The sequence below is a fragment of the Rhodococcus sp. AZ1 genome (assembly GCF_054979605.1).
Map to the genome: position 1 here is coordinate 1 of NZ_JBUEQF010000004.1, position 20732 is coordinate 20732.

The following is a 20732-nucleotide window of genomic DNA, read 5'->3' on the forward strand; positions in this document are numbered from 1 at the left end:
GACTGGCGGGTCATCCCAACCGCTTGGCCGATCACCGCCCACGTCGCACCTTGAACCCGCAAGACAATCACCGTCTCGAGACCGTCGAGACCGGCCGCCAACTGCACTCGTAATGAAACCAGCTGCCAGGCAATTGCCCTCTCGTCCGCCCACCGCCCAGACCTCACCGAACGCCAGCGTGGACAGCCCAACAATGAACTTTGGGACTGCCCCCGGTTTGGTTGACATCTGATCTGTGAGGATCTTCCCTCACAGTGGAAGGATGGTTCCCATGCCCGAGAGCACCGATTCACCCTGGCCGAGCTGGGCCACCGAAACCATAGAGATCATCGACGCAGACCCCGACTGGGAGGCGCAAGGACAACGCCTATGCGACACCCTGCAAGCGCTACTCGCGCCATGGCTCGTCGGCCGCATCGAGCACGTTGGCTCCACCGCGATTCCAGGCCTGCCGGCAAAACCAATCATCGACCTCCAAGCCGCAGTGGCTCATCTGGACGCTTCAGACTCGATGGCAGCGGTTCTCTCCGAGCACGATTGGCATTACGTCACCCCGGATCTGGACCGACGACCTTGGCGACGATTCTTCGTAAAAATCAAGGAGGGCTACCGATTTGCTCACCTGCACATCATGACCACCGACAGCGCACACTGGCACCAACAGCTTGCGTTTCGTGACGCCCTTCGAGCGGATCCATCCACGATGGCGAATTACGCAGCGCTCAAACGCGCGCTCGCAGCCGAACATGGCGACGACCGCGAAGCCTACAGCGCGGCCAAGCACCAGTTCATTCAAGCCGTCCTCGACAATCCGACTAACCGCCGGTTGTAAAGCCGTTCAAGCGGGCCGTCGTACGCCCGAAAGAGCAGGAGATTTCGACTAGACCTGATAATGCCGTTATCCAGTGAACCATTGCATAGTGCATTAGGTGCAACTATCTGGCCCTCTCGACCCAGCACACTGAACCCATCAGTGGCCGTGAGAACTGCTTTCGCGCTACATGTCTCAACGGAACATCGGTCTGGAAAATCGTGCGCTTCGCTACCTTCCCCGTATTTCATTGACGCAGAACAGATCTGCTCCAGGCGACAGCTCGACGTAGAGTCACGCACCGCTGTGGTGGCCGCCGCGATCAGCGCGGGCATCATTCGGCGATGACTCGGGAGCCGACTGCCCGGAGTGAAGCCGTGAACCTAGATGCAATGATGCGGTGATGTTATGGTGCATGTATGCGCACGACCCTCGACCTCGACCCGGCGGTTCTCAGCGCCGCACGGGCCAAGGCGACTGCCGAGCGAATCTCGCTGGGTAGAGCCGTCTCCGACCTCGCTCTCGCCGGCCTCGGCGCTGCACGTGCACCGCGGAGCGGACCATCGGGCTTTCCCGTGCTGCCCGGGGTCCCCGGACGTCCCGTGACCGATGAAGTGGTTGCCGCGTACCTCGATGACGAGCCGGACGCAGGCGATGTTGCTTGACGTCAACGTCCTCCTCGCTCTGACCTGGGACCAGCATGTCCATCACGCGCTTGCGCACGAAAGGTTCGCCGAGCTCGACTCCTGGAGCACGTGTCCGTCCACCGAAGCGGGGCTGCTCCGACTGCTGTTGACCGAGCAGGTCGTGGGGCGGAAGGTGAGCGGCGGCGAGGCGCTCGGACAGCTGGAGGCAATACGTCGGGTACCGGGGTGGAGCTTCCTCGCCGACAACGCCTCGCTGGCCGCACCGGTGATCGACACCCGCGTACTGATGGGCCGTCGGCAGGTCACAGATCTTCAGCTCGTCAATCTGGCCGCGTCACACGGCGTACAGCTGGTGACCTTCGACAGCGCGATCGAGGCGGCGCTCATGCCCGAGGATCGACGCTGGATCAACGCCTGGTTCGGCTGACGAGGCCTCATGTGGCCTACCCCTACCCCTGCCCCAAAACCCCGCCACGCTCAGCCGTCTCCCGAATCGAGCTCTCTCCCGAGCATCCACCACGTCAACACCAGATCGTCGGTGACCTCGAGGTCGAGCCCGGTGAGCGCACCGAATCGAGCAACGCGATTGCGCACGGTGTTGCGGTGCAGGAACAGTGCCCGAGCGGTCTCGTCGATCCGCCGGTTGTGAACCAGGAACGCCTTGACGGTCTCCATGATTTCGCGGCCGCCGTCACCTCGTTCGCGCAGCGGTGCCAGACGGGCATCGGCGACCGCCGATGCCGCGTCGTCATCGGCGACGAGAAGTGGAAGTGCGCCCAGATCGGCTGGACTCAACACTCCCCGACGGCCGAAGCGCTGTGCGATCTCGAGTGTCCGCCGGGCCTGTCGATACGAGGCCCCGATGTCCGACGGCGGCGTCGGCGGTCCGACTGCAACGAGTGCACTCACCTCGAGGTCGGCGGGGACCGTCGGCAGGAGTGCGACGACGCACGCGTCGACGACGGCGTCGAACACCGGCGCGCCTGCGAGCCCGCATCGCACTCGCAGGCGCGCCAGGACCTCGGAGGTGAAGTCGGGATCCTCCGCGTCGGCCACTGCGACGTGGTAAGTCCGGTCGGCGTCTATCCCGTTCTCGGCCAACACTGCGGGCAGGGACGAGGACGGGTGGGCTCGCTCGATCAGCCGTCGCATGAAGGTGCTGCGCCGTGCCGCCGTGGACACAGCGTTCTCCTGCAGGACCGAGTTGATCACCGCGGCGTAGGACGTGGCCCAGTGCCACATGATGTCCTGCAGGTCGTCGATCACCGCGCTGGAGAATCCACGCTCGGCCGCCCTGGCTCGGATGACCGTGGCCAGCCTGCGGGCTCCCACCTGAATGCTGTGCGCGACGAACTCCAGTGGAATCTGCTGGGCGGACCACCGGCGGGCCAGCATTGCCAGCTCCGATTCGTTGATCCGTGGGCTGTCGCTGCGGACCTGGCGGACCACGATGTCGAGAACCGCGCGTGTGTTGCGCTCGATGTCGTCACGCGCGACGAGTGCGTAGACCGGTATCCGTTCCCGGTACAGCGACGTAAGATCGGCGGCGAGCGTGTCGATCTCAGCGTCGATACCGTCGAGCAAGGAGGCGATTCGTGTCGCCGCCGTCACCTCCCGCTGCTGCGGGTCGTCATCATCGGTCAGTTTCACGTACCCGGGTGTCACTGTTGCGGTGTCATGGCTGAGGCTCCTGCTTCGCGGCTGCTGAGCCGGCGGATCGTCGGCGCCACCATTCTGCTGCGGCGTGTGAGAAGTCGGGTGGGAAGGGCAGTTCTTGCCAGGAGCAGCACCCATCCGGCTCGAGGGTAGATCATTCGACGCGAGCGAGATTCGAGTGCGCGCGTCAAGTGCGGCACGATGGCGGCCGTGGTGCTGACCGAGCCGAACGGGCCGGGCAGGGACTGCAGGAGTGCGGCGAACGCCTGCTGACCCAGCTTCGAGGTCACCATCGTGGTGTCGATCCACCCGGGATGGTAGGAACCGACCTCCACCCCGGTGCCGGCCAGCTCGGTCCGAAGTGAGTTGGCGAAGGCCTCGAGGCCCGCCTTGGCCGCGGCGTAGGCCGTGTGACCGGGCTGATGCGCGAACGAGGCCCACGAACACGTCATCGCCACGTAGCCGCGGGATTCGATCACGGCCGGCAGCGCTGCCCGAACAATGTTGTGGGCACCGATGAGGTTGACCTCGATCACCTGTTGCCACGCACGGTCGTCCAGGAGATCGACCGGCCCGAACACCGAGACACCGGCATTGGCCCAGACGATGTCGATGCGGCCGAACTCGCCGACCACCCGCGCCACGACGTCGGCGCATGCGCGTTCGTCGGTGACGTCGAGGACGTGGGTGGTGGCAGCAGCACCGATGGTCTCGGCGGCTCGTGCGAGAGCCGCGGCGTCCCGATCGAGCAGCACCACGCGGGCGCCCCTGGCGGCGCACTCGACGGCAGTGGCCGACCCCAGTCCCCCACCACCTCCGGTGATCAGTACGACCTTGCGGTCGAGTGCAGAGGCGGTCATCGCGTGCCTTTCCGAGAGGGGTGATCGAGCACGGCCAGTGCGGACTCGGTGATGCTTCCCAGCACCAGGTGCGAGCCGGTGCTCACCACGGACGTCACCATCGAGAAACTCTCCGAGCTTTCCTGAAGATCGTGGACCACCGTTCCGTCGCGGTCGACGGCCATGACCCAGGTGGTCGCGGTCCATGCCCGCAGCGACGGTGGCACCGAGTAGGCGCGCCGACGCACGAAGGTGGGTAGCCGTGCGGCAACATCGAACAGACGGTCACGAGGGTTGGCCAGCGAGATCCACGTCAGGTCGCCCTCGTCGGAGATGTTGTCGGGGAAGCCCGGCAGGTTGTCCACGAGCGGTGTCGTCGCCACCACGTCCGAACCGTTGACCCGGTACCGCGCCAGGCGGAAGTCGCCGGTCTCGGCCACCGTGATCACGCTCTCGTCCCGCGAGACCGACAGGCCGTTCGCGAACGCTATGCCGTCGACGAGGGTGCGCACAGCACCGTTCGGCTCGAGTGCCAGCACTCGACCGGTGCCGGAGTGCTCGAGCAGATCGGCGAGGTAGTCCTCGAAGTCGAAGCGTGTGGTCGACGCCGTGAAGTAGATCCGCCCCGACTCGCCTCGAACCACGTTGGAGGCGAAGTTCAGGTGGTGCCCGTCGACACTGTCGACCAGGACGGTGACCGCACCGGAATCGATGTCCACCTTCAGCAACCCGCGGCGGCTGTCGCAGACCAGCAGCGTGCGATCGTCGACGATCGCAATGCCCAGGGGTCGACCACCGGTGTCGGCCAGCGTCTCCACCGCCGGAGACGAATCGAGTGACACCCGCAGGATGCGGCCGTCCTCGATTCCGGTGATGATGCGTCCCTGCGAATCGACGCGCACATCCTCCGGCCCCCGTCCGGGGAGTTCGATCCGACGAAGCGATGCCAGTGGCTCACCGCTCGCAGTTCGGTGTGCGCGTTCGGGTATCGGCGGCGGACGCCACGGACGAGGCTCGAGAACCGGGTCGGCGCGGCGGATGGGCGTGATCGCCGAGGTCGGCGGGCGATGCCCGGCCACGATGTCGGCGACGATGCCCGCCGATGTCCACGGTGCGCCGTGACCTTCGTGGGCCAGGGGGAAGGCGCGAACACCGTCACGGGCGGCGCAGCGCGCCATGGCGGCGGCGTCGACGCGCCCGTCCTCGAGTCCGTACACCACGTCGATCGGGCATCGCAGCCCCACCACACGCTCGTCGAGTGGCGCTGCCTCCAGGTAGTGCTCGATGCCGTCGCCGGCGGTGATGAAGTTCCGGTGCCCCGTACGCGCGAGGTCGTCGACCGCGAACTGCGGCACTCGAGGATCCGGCGAGAATGCCGTACCCAACCCGCGACGGAGGGCACCGGTGGGAACCACCCGCCACAGGGCGGGCCCGAGGAGCGGTACCCGCAGCAATCGCTCGGACAGGTTGCGCGCGGTGAGGCGACTGGCGAGGGTGGGCGGTGCAGACACCAGGACCAATCGCTCGACCAGGCCGGGATAGAGTTCGGCCACTGCCGTCGCCACCAGGCCGCCGCGGGAGTGGCCCACCAGAGTGGCCGGCCCCGCGGTGGTGGCGCGGATTTCGCGTGCCACGGTCAGAGCGTCGTCCTCGATCGAGCCGAGACCACAGAGGTCGGGCGTGATCACCGTTGCGGTGGGCTCGAGAAGCGGCTGGACGCGGCTCCAGGTTCGTGGTGATCCCGCCAGGCCATGGATGAGAACGATGCACCTGCCGCTCACGCGGACGCCTCCGCACGCAGGGAGCGGATCTCGCGCTCGAGGGCAGGGACCGTCGCCGATGCCCGCAGGCCCACCACCACGTCCCACAGTCTGCCGGTGAACACGCCGCGAACCTTGTCCACAGCTGCCAGAGCCGCGGGCACGTAGATCTTCCTGCTCCGCGCTTCGATACCCGCGACGAAGGCGTCCGCGCACTCCCCCACATCGGTGACCACGCCGAACGGCCAGGGCAGCTTCTCGATGCCGGCACGGACAGCGTCGATCGAGTTCTGTGCGCTGTACATCGGGGTGCGAACCCACGCAGGGTGGGCAACCCCGACACCGACGCCGCGGTGCGCCAACTCGAGCCGAATGGCACCGCCGAACGCTTCCACACCCGCCTTCGACGCCGCGTACGCCGATCCACCGGGCACGTTCTTCAGTGCTGCCGCGGAGGACACCAGAAGGAAGTAGCCACGCTGCGCGCAGACGTGCTCGAGGGTGGCGTGCACTGTGCGAATCACTCCGGTGAGATTGACCTCGACCGTCCGCGCCAGGGTTTCGACGTCGCTGACCGCGACCGTCCCGGCCTCGGCTGCGCCGGCATTCGCGACGACGACATCGATGCAGCCGTAGTGGTCGATCACGGCCTCAATGGCAAAAAGCAGTGACGCGCTGTCTGTGACATCGGCACGCAGACCGAGGTGCCGACTCCCCGGTGTCGTCGGCAGCGCGGCGGCGACGGCGTGCGGATCCTCCCGGTCGAGGAGGACGACGTGCGCTCCCCTGGCTGCGGCAGCGTGAGCGGTGGCGGCGCCGATCCCGGACGCTCCCCCGGTGATGACGACGACCTTGCCGTTGATGGACGTGCTCATGGTGGTCAGGATTCCTTGACGATACGGGTGCGGTGGTCGGCGGCTCGGAACTTCGAGGCACGCCGCCGATAACCGAAGATGCTGGCGGGCCAGAGGTTGCTGTTTCGCCCGGTGGCGTCGAGATACCAACTCGTGCACCCGCCGCTGGTCCAGACCGTGCCGTCGGTGAGCGCGTCCACCAGCCGGCCGAACTTGGCCTGGGCGTCGACAGTGGGTTCGACGGTGGCCACCGCGCGCTCGGCGCACCACCGCATGGCCTTGTTGATGTAGCGCAGTTGGGACTCGAACATCATGATCACCGACGTGTGCCCGAGTCCGATGTTCGGCCCGTGCATGAGGTAGAGGTTGGGGAACCCCGCTACCGACGTGCCCATGTACGCGCGGGGCGATTTCCCCCAGTGCTCGGCCAGCGATGTGCCGTCGGGTCCGACCACCGAGTCGGTCAACGGTAGGCGTTTGGTTTCGAACCCGGTGCCGAAGATGACCGCGTCGACCTCGTGGGTGACACCGTCCTGGTCCACCAGTCCGGTGCGCGTCGCACGTTCGATCCCGGATGTCCGCACCGATACGTTCGGTTGCGAGAGCGCGGGATAGTAGTTGTCCGACAGCAGAATTCGCTTGCAGCCCATCGAGTGGTCCGGGGTGAGCTTTGCGCGCAGTGCGGGGTCCGAGACCGCCGCCTCGAGATGGTGGCGTCCCTCCTTCTCACCGATGGCCATCAGGGCCGGATGCCGGAACGCGGCGAGCTTGACCTCGCGGGTGGCGAACACCGCGGCGCGTCGCAGTCGCTGAAGCCAGGGCAGCAGAGCGGCGGTCGAGCGCTGCGCGCGCGAGATCGACGCGTCGTGGCGCGGCATGACCCACGGTGCGGTGCGCTGGAACAGCGTCAGTGACCGAACCACGGGCTGGATCTGCGGGACGAACTGGATGGCGGACGCCCCGGTGCCGACGACGGCGACACGTTTGTCGGACAGATCGACGGAATGGTCCCAGCGGGCGGAGTGGAAGACGGGACCGTCGAAGGACTCCAGATCAGCGATGTCCGGAGTCACCGGGTCGGCCAGCGCGCCGGTGGCGAGCACCACGTGGTCTGCGGTGACGACTCCCTTCTCGTGGTGCAGGACCCACCGCAGGTTCGGCACGTCCCAGGTCACCGAGGTCACGGCGCATCTGGTTCGCAGATGCGGGAGGAGCCCGTTGTCGCGAGCGACCCGTTCGAGGTAAGCGCGGATCTCCTCCTGCCGTGCGAACGTGTGCCGCCATCGTGAACTAGGTGCGAACGAGAAGGAGTACAGCGCGCTCTGAACATCGCACGCAGCCCCGGGGTAGGTGTTGTCGCGCCAGACGCCACCGACGGTCTCGGCTCGCTCGAAGATCACCACACTCCCCTCGTGGCGGTCGGCCAACCGGACAGCGGCACCGATGCCGGCGAAACCCGAGCCGACGATCGCCAAACGGTAGTGCTCGGTGTCGGCGACCGGTGGGTTCGAGGCCCCCGGGGTGGGATCTGTCGGTGGAATCGTCATGAGCTGCCTCCGAGGTGGGAATGGGTGGTTATGGGCGCGCCGTCGTTGTTCGCGGTGTCGGCGGCGATGTGCATGGAAGCCACCCATGAGACGACCCACGGCGGCAGGGTGGACGGAACCGAGAAGGTCACCGGAAGGGCGCGGATGAGATCCGGGGTGATCGACGATCCTCGCGAGTCGAGAATTCGAACGGCGACGACGGCGTGGGCGTGAACGGTCGCCTCGACGCGGAACGTCTGTTGGTAGTAGGTGTTTCGCGTGTCGAAGCCGAGCGGCGTGGTGACGACGTCGTATCGCACACCCAGCGTCAGTGGCCGCCGATAACCGATGGTCTGCGCGACGACCACCGGGTGCCACCGGTGGCGTCGAAGGTGCCGCCACAGGCCGGTTCGGGCCATGTAGTCGATGCGAGCGGCGTCCAGTATCGACAGGTACCGGCCGTTGGTCATGTGACGAAGCATGTCGAGGTCGGACAGGCCGACCCGGAAGTGAGCGACCAGGCTGTGGCCGAACGACGATCGGGGACGACGGAACTGCGATCGCATCGCGAGGATCCATCGGATCGTCATCATCTCGCGCGGCCCCTCTCATCCTGCCCGGTCAGGAGAGAATCCTCCGTGGCCGAACCGGCTGCGCCCAGGGCTGGACGAACAGAATCGACTACCCGGCGCAGTGCACCGTGCACACCCGTCCCGGGATCAGGCGGTTGTCAGTTGCTCCCCGCCGGGCCACCTTCGCCGCTGCGCTCTCATGCGTGGAGGGCCTCGGTCGATGGGTGGAGTCGGCTGTCCCGCATCTCGACGTCGGCGTCGGCCGCGGCGAGGTGCGTGGGGTCGTGGGTCACCAGAAGGGTCGAGGTGTTCTGCTCATGGGTCAGCCTGGCGACGAGCTCGATGATCGTGGCGCCCCGTGCGTGGTCGAGTGCGCTGGTGGGTTCGTCGACCAGCAGTACCGACGGGTCGTTCATCAGTGCCCGCGCAATGTTGACCCGCTGGCGCTGTCCGCCGGAGAGTTGGTGAGGTCGGCGATCGGCGCAGTCGAGCATTCCGACGGCGTCGAGGAGGTCCAGTGCTCGGCCGCGGGTGTTGCGTGTTCGACGGCCGCCGATGTAACTCATGGCCTCGAGCTGTTCGCGTGCGGTCAGCGCCGGTAGCAGGTTGGCGTTCTGGAACACGATGCCGATCGTGTTCGCGCGCAGCCGGGTTCGTTCCCGAGGGGTCAGGTCCGTGACCGTCACGTCGTCGATCGTGACCGTTCCCGACTCGGGGGTGATCAGGGTGGCGGCGACCGCGAGCAGGCTCGACTTGCCCGAACCAGAGGGCCCGATCACCGCTGTCATCGACCCGTCGGGCACGTGGAGCGAGACGCGGTCGAGTGCAGTGACCCGTGAGGTTCCGTCCGGGTAGGTGAGGGTGATGTCGGTCAGGGTGAGGCTCATCGTGTGCTCCCGAGTGCAGTGAGGGGGTCGACCGAGGTGACGGTGCGGATGGACAGTGTGGCGCCGAGGGCGCCGAGGGCGACCAGGACCGCGGCGGGCATGACGATCGTCGCCGGTGTCAGGGTGAACGGGATGGTCGTGGCGGACGCCGCCACCGCGCCGAGACCGGCCGTGACCAGCGCTCCCAGGGTGGTTCCACCGACGAGCAGGATCACTGCTTGGCCGACGGCGTCGCGCAGCAGCGACGTAGTGGAGGCACCGAGTGCCTTGAGGACCGCGATGTCGGCGCTGCGCTGCATGGTCCAGACGGTGAAGAACGCCCCGACGACCAGTGCGGAGATGGCGAAGAGCAGTCCCCGCATCAGTTGCAGCGAACCGTTCTCGGAGGTGTACGAGCCGATCGCGGTCACCGATCCGGACACCGTGGTCGTGGTGGTCCCGATGCTGCGGTCGGCCGCGGCGATGTCGACCCCCGGGCGTGTCGTCAGCGCGATGGCGGTGGCGTCGGCACCGGGGGGTGCCAACTGTTGCCAGGTCGTCAGAGTCGTCCACACGACGGGCGTGTGGCTGTACCAGTCGTCGCCGCCGACGTGGTTGACCGTCAGCTGCTGTCCGCCGACGGTGACGGTGTCCCCGACGTCGACGCCCAGTGCGCGGGCGGCGGGACCGGAGACCACGACGTCGGAGTCCCGCACGAGGTCGCGGGCCAGTCCGGAGCCCGGTTCGACACCGAACACCGACACGGCAGTCCGGCTCTGGCCGGCCTGTGCGCGGGTCGTGGCGATGCCGACCGGTTCGGCTCGTTCCACTCCGGGCGTCTGCGCCCACTGGCGCCATTGGCCGGTGGTGACGGTCGATTCCGAGAACGACGTCTTCTCCCCCGGCGGTGGGCTCTGGAGCGCGATGTGGTCCACGGGCAGCCCGGTTATGGCGGACGTGCTCTGGTGGCCCAGTCCCCCGGTCAGCCCCGACAACATCCCGATCAGGACGGTCATCAGGACGATGACCGTGGCCATGAGCGCGAATCTGCCTTTGGCGTGTCGGAGGTCTCGCAGTGCGAAGAACATGACGGCACCTCATTCCTTTCCGGCACCGCGGTGGTGCCGGGATCGACTCTGCTGGGCGCGGCACGCTGTGCCATCCGGCGAACGGTGAGACCTCGCGGGTCGAACGGGGGGTGTGGAATTGCATCTTTCGACAGAGGTGGCAGACGTGTGCGCTGCGTAGTGTTGATCGACTATGAGGTCCGAGAAGTCCGTGCCCGCCTCGCCGGCGGCGTTGGTGTGGTTCCTGCACCTGATGGTCGCCGGGCTGCTCGTGCTGGCTGCCGCGCGCGGCGGCGGTGCGCAGGGTGGTGGCGTCGGGGTGATCGTCGCCGTGGTGGTGTGCGTGGCGGTGTATGCCGTCGGAGTCGTGACGCCGCGGGTGCAGCGGTCGCGAACGGCCGCGCGTGTCTGGCTGGCGACCTTCGCCGCGACCTGGCTGGTGTTGCTCGCGGTGACCCCCGACGCGGTGTGGGTGGCGTTCCCGCTGTACTTCCTCGTGCTCCACCTCCTACCGCGTCGCGCTGGGCTCGTCGCGGTGGTCGTCGTCGCCGTTGCCGCGGTGGGCGGGTTCAGCGCGCACCGGGGATCGTTCGGGGCGGGCGATGTTCTGGGCCCGAGCTTGGGTGCGGCGGTCGCGGTCGCGGTCGTCTGGGGGTATCAGGCGCTGTTCCGGGAGAACGAGCGTCGCCGGGAACTGATCGACGAATTGACGGCGACGCGGGCCGATCTCGCTGCCGCGCAACACAATGCCGGCGTCCTCGCCGAACGCGACCGGCTCGCGCGCGATATCCACGACACCCTTGCGCAGGGACTCACGAGCATTCAGCTGCTGCTCCATGCCGCCGAGCGCTCCCTGCCCGACGCCCCCGACACTGCCGCTGAGCTCGTGGTGCAGGCACGCACTGCCGCCGCGGACGATCTGGCCGAGGCGCGCCGGTTCATCGCGGCGATGACGCCGCCCGCGCTCGACGACCACACCTTGCACGACGCGCTCGACCGGCTCGCCGCTGCCACATCTGCGCGCCACGGAGTCGAGGTTCGGCTCGAGTTCGAGCCGGCCGTCCATATGTCCACCGCGCAGGAGGTTGCGGTACTGCGGATCGTGCAGTCGGCGCTGTCGAACGTGGTGCAACATGCCCAAGCCCGCGTCGCCGACATCGGCGTGCGAGCCGACGGAGACGCCGTGGTGCTCACCGTCACCGACGACGGGATCGGATTCGACGCCGACGCTGCAGTTCCCGCCCAGCAGGGCGGCGACGGATACGGTCTGCCCACGATGCGCGCACGCGCCCGCGACGCCGACGCGACGATGGTCATCGATTCGAAGCCGGGTGGCGGCACCACGGTCACCGCGCGGTTTGCTGTTGCTGCTCGGGCGGGCTCGTGAGTGGCGTTTCGATTCGGATACTGCTGGCGGATGATCACCCGATCGTCCGGGCGGGTCTGCGGGCGGTGCTGCAGACCGAACCCGACCTCGAGATCGTGGCCGAGGCCGCTACCGCGGAGGAGGCGGTCGCGGCGGCGCTGTCAGGAGAGGTCGACGTGGTGCTGATGGATCTGCAGTTCGGCGTGGGCGCGATGGGCGGTGTGGAGGCGACAGCCGCAATCACCGCGGTGCCCGACCCGCCGCGGGTGCTGATCGTGACCACGTTCGATTCCGACGCCGACACCGTGCCCGCGATCGAGGCGGGAGCCGCGGGCTACCTGCTCAAGGACGCTGCGCCCGACACGCTCGCCGCAGCTGTTCGCAACGCCGCGGCGGGGCGCACGACGCTGTCGTCGACGGTGGCCGACCGACTCGTCGAGCGCATGCGCGTTCCGGGTGCCGCGCTCACTCGACGGGAGGTCGAGGTGGTGCAGCTCGTTGCCGACGGGTTGTCCAATCAGGGCATCGCAGCGCGCCTCCACCTCACCGAGGGCACCGTGAAATCCCATCTCGCGCGGACGTTCTCCAAGCTCGGCGTCGACTCACGCACCGCCGCGGTGGCCGCCGCGATCAGCGCGGGCATCATCCGGCGATGACTCGGGAGCCGACTGTCGGCGGAGTCGACAGTCCGCGATGTTCACGTGCTCCCCGCCGCGCCACCCCCGCCGGCGGCGCCGACCCCCGACACCGTCGATGCCGTGGAGCTGGGAGCGACGATCACCGTGGCGAACACTGCCCACGGAACAGCGCCGGAATTGGTACCGGCGAGCGTCCGCAGTGGTGATGGGCTGCCCGGTTCGGTGGCCGATTCCAAGTACGGGCGATACGTGTTCGCGAGTCCGAAGGCCACGATGTCCGGTAGTGCGGCGTCGAGGTCGATGGTCGGCGGCGCCTCGCCCAGTGCATCGGCCTTCAGACCGTCGCGATACGCCTGCCACCGCCGGGCCGCGTCCAGGCCGTCGGTGGTCAGCCGGGAAAACCGGGCGGCAGCAACGATCGCCACGATCACCAGGACGGCGGCGGGGATCACGGTCAGCAGCATCAGTACCGAGCCACCCGACGCCACGACGACACCGGCGATCGCTACCACTACCGCCGCGAGCGCCAGGATCATCAGGGTGATCCGCTTCCGGCGTGCTCCCTCGTTCAACCAGCCCTTCGACCTCCAGTCCGCATCCACCGCCGCGGAGAGCTCCCTCGAACTCCTCATGACCTTCTGAAGCGCGGCACTGTCGACTACTCCGGCGCTCTGATGTCGGTCGAGCAGGTCCCACACCGTGCGCGCCACGTCGCCGCGAACGCGCGTGGCATCGAGAAGAGCAATGCGGATACCGTCGGGCTCGCGCTTCTTCCCGGTCCGCTCGGGCTCGAATCGAAGTGCTCTCTGGGCGGCGAGCGCCAGAAGGGTGCCGGGAAGGCTCGATGCCGGAGAGGTTCCGTGGATCAGGGCGGTGGCGATTGCGGGTTCGGTGCCGTCGGGGCGAATGGTGGTCGGTTCGCCGACGACGACGGTGGGCCGGGCTCTGGTGCGGTAGACGAGCGCAACTCCGACGAACCCCAGCAGGACCACCCCGAGGCCGGTCCACGGCAACCACGACGATCCCGGGCCCGCTGCCAATCGGTTCAGAGCCGACGTCGGCGGCCCGAAGAGGATCGACGAGCGCAGGCGGTCGATTGCAGCTGCAGCGCTGTCGGCCACCCTGCCGTCGCGCAGCGGCGGGATCAGTGCATCGTCGACGATTGCTTTCTGCTCGTCGCGGGGGACGTTGCCCCCGTCGAACGTGCGACCGACGAACACGCCCGCGCGGGCCTCGTCGCCGGTGCCCGGTTCACGGTTGATCAGGATCGCGCCGGCGGTGTCCGCATTGGTGCCGGTGGCGTCGACCCAGGCGTGGTAGAGCGCCTCCACCTGCTTCAAGGTGGTGTCGGGGTCGGCGTCGAGGTCTCGGACGTAGACCACCACGTCCGCTCCCGCGTCGCGTCGCAGGTCGTCGAGTCGGCGTTGCAGGTCGGCGCGCTGCGCTGCGTCGAGGGAACGGTCGGTGGTGTCGTAGACCCGCTGCCCCGCCACGAGGTTGGGGAACGTCGTGTCACCGGCTGCGCTGTCCGAGCACCCGGCGAGGGCTCCGGCGGCGGCGAGGGCCAGCAGCATCGTCATCACGATCGTGACCGCTCGGCTTCGCGCGAGGCTCGTGTCGATGGACGTCCGACTTGCCTGCAACATCGGCCGAGCATATCCACTCGGTGCTCTAACGAACAGGCTTGACCGCACCGACTCGGTGCGACGATGGAGCCCATGGACCCCGAGACGTTCGCCCGACTGCTCACCGACGAGGGGCAGGCACTGCTCGCCGAGGTGCACGCGCGCGCCGGCATCGAGAGCGACGTCGGACTCGGAGAACGTCTGCGCCGCAACCACTCCCCTGATCTCGTCGCGTCGGCGGTGACGCAGAATCATTTGCGGGGCCTGGCGGCGGCGAAATTCGGCGACGACGCCGCTCGCATGTACTTCACTCACGATGCCCGCGAGCAGGCGACCAGAGGGTCGGTGGCCGACCTGCGCGCCCGTCGACTCGCGGACTCGGGTGTCACTGCAGTGCTCGACCTCGGGTGCGGAATCGGCGGCGATCTGATCGCGTTCGCTCGCGCAGGTCTGAGCGTGCGCGGGGTGGAGATCGATCCGACGCGCGCGGCCATCGCTCGCGCGAACCTCGCGGCTCTGGGCTTGGCCGGTGAGGTGATCACCGGGGACGCGGACGCGGTCACCGCCCGGCCCGACGAGATCGTCTTCCTCGATCCCGCCCGTCGTGACGGGCGCGGCCGCATCTTCGACACCGCAGCCATGCGGCCGCCGTGGGCGACGGTGACCGAGCACCTGACCGGCGCCGCGGTGGTCAAGACCCTGCCCGGCATCGACCACTCCGCAATACCTGAAGGTGTCGAGGCGCAGTGGGTCAGCGACGATGGCGACCTGGTGGAAGCGTGCCTGTGGGGTCCTCCCCTGGCCACTGCCGTACGTCGGGCAACGGCTCTCGAGCGCGGGACGGCCACACCCCATCACCTCACCGGTGACGGCGATCCCGGGGATGTGGGTGTGATCGGGACGTGGCTGCACGAACCCGACGACGCCGTGATCCGCGCGGGACTGGTCGGTGAGCTGGCGAGGGTTCTCACCGGTCGCCTCATCGACCCGCGTATCGCCTGGATCACCACCGACTCCGCCGCCCGGCATCCGTTGGCCAGGTCGTTCCGCATCGTCGACCAACTCCCCTTCCGCACCAAGGCGCTCCGCGCGGCGCTGGTGGAACGCGACATCGGGACGCTGACAGTCAAGAAGCGCGGCGTCGAGATCGTTCCCGAACGCCTGGTGCGGTCATTGCAGTTGAGCGGGACCCGGACGGCCACCGTCGTGATGACCCGGGTTGCGGACAAGGGCGCCGCGTTCCTGGTGGAGCCCGTCTGACCTCACGCGCAGGAACGCACGGCCTCCTCGAGCACCGTGAGCGCGTCGTCGAGCAGCTCGTCGGAGATGACCAGGGGCGGCAGCAGTCGAATCACGTTGCCGTAGGTACCGCAGGTCAGCAATACGACCCCCGCCGACACAGGATTGCCGCCGTACGTGCCGCCGAGACCACCCGCGTGCACCCGATCCATCAACTCGGCCCGGCCCGTGATCGCCGACAGGGGCATCCCCGCGGCCATTCCCTTGGCCATGGTGATGATGTCCGGCACGATCGCCTCGTCGTCGCTGGCGAACCACGACCCGGTGCGGCAGAAGCCGGTCTGCACCTCGTCGACGATGAACACGATCCCCTTCTCGCGAGCCCAGTTCGCCAGTGTGGGAAGGAAACCGCGCGCGGGGACGATGAACCCGCCCTCGCCCTGGATCGGCTCGATGATGACGGCGGCAACGGACTGCGCGCCGATCTGCACCTCGATCCGGTCGATCGCACGCGCCGCCGCCTGCTCGCCGGTGAGGCCTGGCTCGTCGCGGTACGGGTACGACATCGGCATCCGGTAGATCTCGGGTGCGAAGGGGCCCATGCCCGTCTTGTACGGCATCGTCTTCGCCGTGAGCGCCATCGTCAGGTTGGTTCGTCCGTGGTAGGCGTGGTCGAACGCGACGACGGCATCACGGCCGGTCGCCAATCGGGCCACCTTCACCGCGTTCTCCACGGCCTCGGCGCCGGAGTTGAACAGCACGGTGCGCTTGTCGTGGTCGCCGGGTGTGAGCGCAGCCAGTTCCTCCGCCACCCGCACGTACCCCTCGTACGGGGTCACCATGAAGCAGGTGTGCGTGAAGTGCCCCACCTGCTCCCGAACCGCCTCCACCACAGCGGGATCCGACGCACCGACACTGGTGACGGCGATACCGGCGGTAGCCGGAAGCTGAGGGGGTCCATGGTCGCTCCCTGTTCGGTGGTCGTGCCCGGGTCGGTGGTGGGTGCGCTCATTCGTGGGAGCTCATGACGTGCTTGATGCGGGTGTAGTCCTCCACGCCGTAGGCGGAGAGGTCCTTGCCGTACCCGGAATACTTGAAGCCGCCGTGCGGCATCTCCGCCACCAGCGGGATGTGGCAGTTGATCCACACGGCTCCGAAATCCAGTGCGGCGCTGACGCGTTGGGTGGTGCCGTGATCGGTGGTCCACACGCTCGACGCCAACCCGAAGCGCACGTCGTTGGCGAGGGCGATGGCCTGCTCCTCGGTGGTGAACTTCTGCACCGTGAGCACCGGGCCGAACGTCTCCTCCTGGATCAGCGGATCCTGCTGATCGAGGCCGGTGATGATGGTGGGAGCGAGGTAGAAGCCCCTCTCCCCCACACGATCGCCACCGGTGACCACCGTGGCGGTGGACGGAACCGCGGCCAACTTCTCGGTGACCGCGGCGAAGTGGCGACTGTTGTTGAGGGGCCCGTAGAACGCGTCGGGATCGTCCGGGGCGCCGGGCCTGATGGTTGCCGCCTTGGCGACGAGCGCGTCGACGAGGGCGTCGTGGATCGACTCGTGCACGATCACTCGCGTCGCCGCAGTGCAGTCCTGACCGGCGTTGAAGAACGCGGCCTCGGCGATACCGCCGGCCGCCTTCTCGACGTCGACATCTGCGAACACCAGAACCGGTGCCTTGCCGCCGAGTTCGAGGTGGGCGCGCTTGAGTTGGGAGGCGGCCGAGACCGCGACGGCGATCCCGGCCCGCACCGAGCCGGTGATGGACACCAGGCCCAATGCGGGATTCTCGACCAGCGTCGCGCCGGTGCCCCCGTCGCCGAGCACCACGTTGAGAACACCGTCGGGCAGGATGCCGCGAGTCAACCGGGCAAGGACGAGCGTGCTCTCGGGAGTGGTGTCGCTCGGCTTGAGCACGATCGTGTTGCCGGCCGCGAGGGCGGGACCGATCTTCCAGATCGCCATCATCAGCGGGTAGTTCCACGGCGTCACCTGCCCGACCACCCCGATCGGTTCGCGGCGGACGTAGGAGGTGAACCCCTCCATGTATTCACCGGCGGCTTTGCCTTCGAGCAGTCGCGCGGCGCCGGCGAAGAACCGCAGCTGATCGGCCCCGACCGCCACCTCCTCGTCGGCGATCAACCCCTTCAGCTGGCCGGTGTTTCTGCTCTGGGCCTCGACGAGTTCGTCGGAGTGCTCGTCGAGCGCATCGGCCAGCTTCAACAGCGCCGCCTGGCGTTCCTTCGGGGTGGTGCGCCCCCACGTGAGGAACGCACGCTGCGCCGCCGCGACGGCGGCCTCGACATCGGCGGCCGTCGAAATCGGTGAGCGACCCACCACCTCTTCCGTGACCGGGCTGATCAGATCGATGGTCTCGGTGGATGCGCTCGCGACGAACTCGCCGTCGATGAAGTTCCGCAGTACCTCGTGCGACATGTGGGTGCCCCTCTTCCCGGCGTGTGGTGGTGGGATCAGTGTGCCCGGCGCGGTGGCTGCGCGCAGATGGATTCGCGTCCGATTGGTCCGGTGTCAGCTCGCCGGCCAGCTCGATGCGAAGACCCCGGCAGTGTGCCTCAGCCGAGCGCGTCCACGATGGCCGCGGCAGTGCGCCGACCCATGCGCAGTGCGCCGTCGACGTGCTGGTACCCCTCCGCCGCGATGTCGGAGCAGGAGAAGTGGATCGGGCCGACCGGTGTGCGCGAATCCTTGCCGTAGCGATGCAGACCGCCGAGGTCGAAGCTCGCGGCATAGGCGCCGCGCGTCCATTCCTGTGAGCCCCAATCGGATTCGTAGTACACCACCGGGTTCAGCGCACGAGGCCCCAGGTACTTCGCGATCGAGGTGAGGATGGTCCGTTTGCGCTCCTGCTCGTCGAGTTCGAACATCGCGTCGGCCTTGACGTCGGAGACGAACCCGACCAGGGTTCCGCGCTGGTCGCCGTGGTTGGTGTTGTCGTAGACCTCCTGCACGATCTCCGACGCACCGAAACCCGTGCCCGCCAGCCCGTCCTCACGCCAGAACGGGGTGTCGTACACCGCATGCACCTTGATCACCAGGCCCAGCGACAGGTGCTGATGCATCTGATGCTGGCGACGCGGGAGCGGCGGGTCGTAGGAGATCCGGCTGTACAGATTCGGCGGCACCGCCACGATCACACGTCGGGCACGGACCTCGATGTCGCGGTCGGCCACCACCGTCACGCCGGCCTCGTCCCATCGGATCGTGCGCACGGGAGCTTCCAGGTGCACGTCGTCGCCGATGCGCGCGGCCATGCGTACCGACACCTCCTGCATTCCGCCCACCACGCGCTTGTCGAGGATGAAGCCGTCGTCGACGAGATTGCTGAAGGATCCCGCCGAGGCCGCCATGAGGACCGCCTGCAGCGCCGAGAACGCGTGCGCGGGCTTGGTGAGCATCCCACCGGCGATGAACATGCCGATGTTCGACCGGGCCTCGGCGTCATCGGAGTGCTGGGCCAGCCAGGTCTCGAACGAGACGGTGTCGAGTTCTCGCGCACGGGGGTGCGCCCACGGTTCCTCGGCGCCGACGTCGGCGGCCAGTGCGTCCAGCATCTCGATCAGACGCTCGATCTCCTGGGCGGTGGACTCGCTCACCGGGAAGAGGTCGCCGCTGTAGCGCGTGGCCGCCCCGTCCGGAGCGATGTAGACGGACTCACCCTCGCGGTACCGGTCGAAGGTGTCGAGCCCGAGATCGTCGAGCAGCGAGAGCAGTTCGGTCTGGTCGGGTGAGACCCACTGACCGCCGACCTCGAGGACTGCGCCGTCGATCACGTCGGTGTGGGTTCGGCCCCCCACCCGGTCGCGTGCTTCGAGTACGGCGACCGTCAGCCCGGCCTCCCTCAGGGCCAGTGCCGCCGCAAGTCCGGACGGACCGGCGCCGACAATCGCGACATCGCGCTCGATGGCGGTCATGAGTGCCTCCTGAATAGTCGATGCTGTTCGGCTGGGTCTGGCGGAGTCAGCGCCACCGACCGCGCGGATGCGGCCCGGTGTACATCCACCATTGTGGGTGCGGTCGATCTCCGATGGGGCGTGGTGTTGCGAGGTGAGCCCACCACGCAGCTCGGTTGTCCGCGCGTCCCAATTTACGTACGATGGACGTACGCAAATAGGCCGTCGAAGGGAACCTCCATGCCACAGTCCGCGAAGCAGCTCACCCTGATCAGCTCGGTCCAGACCTGGCTGAACAGCGCCGATGGTGGGCCGTTGCTCACGCGCGCGTTCGACGCAGCCGAAGGGTTCGACGAGTCCGAGCTCGCCACGATCCGAGACATGCCGTTGCAGCAGCTGGTGACCTACAGCCAGGGACGCATCACGCAGGCCGTGGTCGAGGAACTGGTGCGGGCTGTCAACGGCGGCGCACTCCCGGCAGACGAGTCGTCGGATCAGTGGAACGAGGTGATCACTGCTGATCGCTTCCGCGGGAAGACGATCCTCGTCACGGGTGCGGCGTCCGGTATCGGGCGGGCGACCGCGTCACGAGTGGCGAGGGAAGGCGGCAGGGTGGTTGCGATCGACATCAGCGGAGATCGTCTCGACGACCTGGTCGCCGCGCTGCCCGAGTGCGACATCGTTCCAGCACCCGCGGACATCACCGACCAGGGTGACATCGACCGCTGTGTCGAGCTGGCCGGGCCCCGTATCGACGGCCTGGCCAACGTGGCGGGCATCGTCGACGACTTCTCCCCCGCACACGAGACAACCGACGCCATGTGGGATCGCGTGATCAGCATCAACCTGACGGGCGCGTTCAAGCTGATCCGCGCAGTTCTGCCGACCATGGTGGAGGCCGGCGCCGGATCGATCGTCAACGTGGCATCGGAGGCGGCGCTGCGCGGTAATGCCGCCGGCAACGCCTACACGGTGTCCAAGCACGGCATGCTCGGGCTGACCAAGAGCGCTGCCTTCATGTACGGGCCCCAGGGCATCCGAGTGAACGTGGTGGCACCGGGAGGAGTCGCGACGGGAATTCAGATGCCCGCCAATATTTCCGCCGTAGGATCGGCACGTCTGGGGCTCTATCAGCAGGCGACCCCGAAAATCGCGACCCCGGCCGAGTTGGCAGCATCGATCAGCTTCCTTCTCAGCGATGACGCGGTGAACCTCAACGGGGTCATCCTTCCCTCCGACGGCGGGTGGTCGGTGCAGTAGCAGCGCGCGGGGAAGCGCTGAGGGGGGTGTGCCGACTGTCGGCGAGTGTCGGCCGTTGCCTATGCTCACCGGGTGCTCCTGATGCTGACCAG

Annotated in this window: 18 protein-coding genes and 1 pseudogene; 7 read left to right on the forward strand and 12 right to left on the reverse strand. The window is 67.8% G+C overall.

The features are described 5' to 3' along the window. Window positions 1-271 precede the first annotated feature (271 nt). The 3 genes from ACY48E_RS06140 (at window position 272) to ACY48E_RS06150 (ending at window position 1885) form a co-directional block, all read left to right on the forward strand. Window positions 272-832 (forward strand): GrpB family protein, encoded by a 561-nt coding sequence (locus ACY48E_RS06140; RefSeq protein WP_462871244.1) that lies wholly within the window; start codon window positions 272-274, stop codon window positions 830-832. 398 nt (window positions 833-1230) lie between these two features. Further along, the gene (locus tag ACY48E_RS06145; protein ID WP_462871245.1) at window positions 1231-1476 is read left to right on the forward strand and encodes a hypothetical protein; all 246 of its coding nucleotides are present in this window, start codon (window positions 1231-1233) and stop codon (window positions 1474-1476) included. Beyond that, window positions 1466-1885, forward strand: coding sequence for a TA system VapC family ribonuclease toxin (locus ACY48E_RS06150; RefSeq protein ID WP_462871246.1), 420 nt, complete (start codon window positions 1466-1468; stop codon window positions 1883-1885). The genes ACY48E_RS06145 and ACY48E_RS06150 overlap by 11 nt, the downstream gene beginning before the upstream one ends. 50 nt (window positions 1886-1935) lie before the next feature. On the opposite strand, the gene ACY48E_RS06155 is transcribed toward ACY48E_RS06150, so the two are convergent. From ACY48E_RS06155 to ACY48E_RS06190, 8 genes are all read right to left on the reverse strand, one after another. Further along, on the reverse strand, window positions 1936-3108 hold the full coding sequence (locus ACY48E_RS06155) for a PucR family transcriptional regulator (RefSeq protein WP_462871247.1): 1173 nt from the start codon (window positions 3106-3108) through the stop codon (window positions 1936-1938). 11 nt (window positions 3109-3119) lie between these two features. After that, window positions 3120-3974, reverse strand: coding sequence for an SDR family NAD(P)-dependent oxidoreductase (locus tag ACY48E_RS06160; protein ID WP_462871248.1), 855 nt, complete (start codon window positions 3972-3974; stop codon window positions 3120-3122). Beyond that, a complete protein-coding gene (locus tag ACY48E_RS06165) occupies window positions 3971-5734 on the reverse strand; it encodes an alpha/beta fold hydrolase (RefSeq protein ID WP_462871249.1) in 1764 nt (587 codons plus the stop codon). The genes ACY48E_RS06160 and ACY48E_RS06165 overlap by 4 nt, the downstream gene beginning before the upstream one ends. Continuing rightward, a complete protein-coding gene (locus ACY48E_RS06170; RefSeq protein ID WP_462871250.1) occupies window positions 5731-6588 on the reverse strand; it encodes a short-chain dehydrogenase/reductase in 858 nt (285 codons plus the stop codon). The genes ACY48E_RS06165 and ACY48E_RS06170 overlap by 4 nt, the downstream gene beginning before the upstream one ends. A gap of 5 nt (window positions 6589-6593) precedes the next feature. Beyond that, entirely contained in the window at window positions 6594-8114 is a 1521-nt protein-coding gene (locus ACY48E_RS06175) for a flavin-containing monooxygenase (protein ID WP_462871251.1), read from the reverse strand. Beyond that, entirely contained in the window at window positions 8111-8659 is a 549-nt protein-coding gene (locus ACY48E_RS06180; RefSeq protein WP_462871252.1) for a thioesterase family protein, read from the reverse strand. Before ACY48E_RS06180 ends, ACY48E_RS06175 begins: the two co-directional genes overlap by 4 nt. A gap of 203 nt (window positions 8660-8862) precedes the next feature. After that, a complete protein-coding gene (locus ACY48E_RS06185; RefSeq protein WP_462871253.1) occupies window positions 8863-9552 on the reverse strand; it encodes an ABC transporter ATP-binding protein in 690 nt (229 codons plus the stop codon). Then, the gene (locus ACY48E_RS06190; protein ID WP_462871254.1) at window positions 9549-10619 is read right to left on the reverse strand and encodes an ABC transporter permease; all 1071 of its coding nucleotides are present in this window, start codon (window positions 10617-10619) and stop codon (window positions 9549-9551) included. The genes ACY48E_RS06185 and ACY48E_RS06190 overlap by 4 nt, the downstream gene beginning before the upstream one ends. Before the next feature lie 172 nt (window positions 10620-10791). Between ACY48E_RS06190 and ACY48E_RS06195 the strand changes: the two genes are divergently transcribed. Continuing rightward, the gene (locus ACY48E_RS06195) at window positions 10792-11985 is read left to right on the forward strand and encodes a sensor histidine kinase (RefSeq protein ID WP_462871255.1); all 1194 of its coding nucleotides are present in this window, start codon (window positions 10792-10794) and stop codon (window positions 11983-11985) included. After that, entirely contained in the window at window positions 11982-12620 is a 639-nt protein-coding gene (locus ACY48E_RS06200) for a response regulator (RefSeq protein ID WP_462871256.1), read from the forward strand. The genes ACY48E_RS06195 and ACY48E_RS06200 overlap by 4 nt, the downstream gene beginning before the upstream one ends. Window positions 12621-12661: 41 nt before the next feature. Here ACY48E_RS06200 and ACY48E_RS06205 read toward each other — a convergent pair whose 3' ends face one another. After that, a complete protein-coding gene (locus ACY48E_RS06205) occupies window positions 12662-14248 on the reverse strand; it encodes a DUF2207 family protein (protein ID WP_462871257.1) in 1587 nt (528 codons plus the stop codon). Window positions 14249-14320: 72 nt separating this feature from the next. Between ACY48E_RS06205 and ACY48E_RS06210 the strand changes: the two genes are divergently transcribed. Further along, window positions 14321-15487: a THUMP-like domain-containing protein gene (locus ACY48E_RS06210; RefSeq protein WP_462871258.1), complete on the forward strand. Its 1167-nt coding sequence runs from the start codon at window positions 14321-14323 to the stop codon at window positions 15485-15487. Window positions 15488-15489: 2 nt separating this feature from the next. Here the strand turns inward: ACY48E_RS06210 and ACY48E_RS06215 are convergent. The 3 genes and pseudogenes from ACY48E_RS06215 to ACY48E_RS06225 form a co-directional block, all read right to left on the reverse strand. After that, a pseudogene (locus ACY48E_RS06215) lies at window positions 15490-16401 on the reverse strand (aminotransferase class III-fold pyridoxal phosphate-dependent enzyme); the annotation flags it as partial. A gap of 73 nt (window positions 16402-16474) precedes the next feature. Then, a complete protein-coding gene (locus ACY48E_RS06220) occupies window positions 16475-17905 on the reverse strand; it encodes an aminobutyraldehyde dehydrogenase (protein WP_462871259.1) in 1431 nt (476 codons plus the stop codon). 137 nt (window positions 17906-18042) lie between these two features. Further along, window positions 18043-19416 (reverse strand): flavin monoamine oxidase family protein, encoded by a 1374-nt coding sequence (locus ACY48E_RS06225; RefSeq protein WP_462871519.1) that lies wholly within the window; start codon window positions 19414-19416, stop codon window positions 18043-18045. Between the two features lie 204 nt (window positions 19417-19620). On the opposite strand from ACY48E_RS06225, the gene ACY48E_RS06230 reads away from it, so the two are divergent. Then, window positions 19621-20640: an SDR family NAD(P)-dependent oxidoreductase gene (locus tag ACY48E_RS06230; RefSeq protein WP_462871260.1), complete on the forward strand. Its 1020-nt coding sequence runs from the start codon at window positions 19621-19623 to the stop codon at window positions 20638-20640. The last annotated feature ends 92 nt before the right edge of the window (window positions 20641-20732 follow it).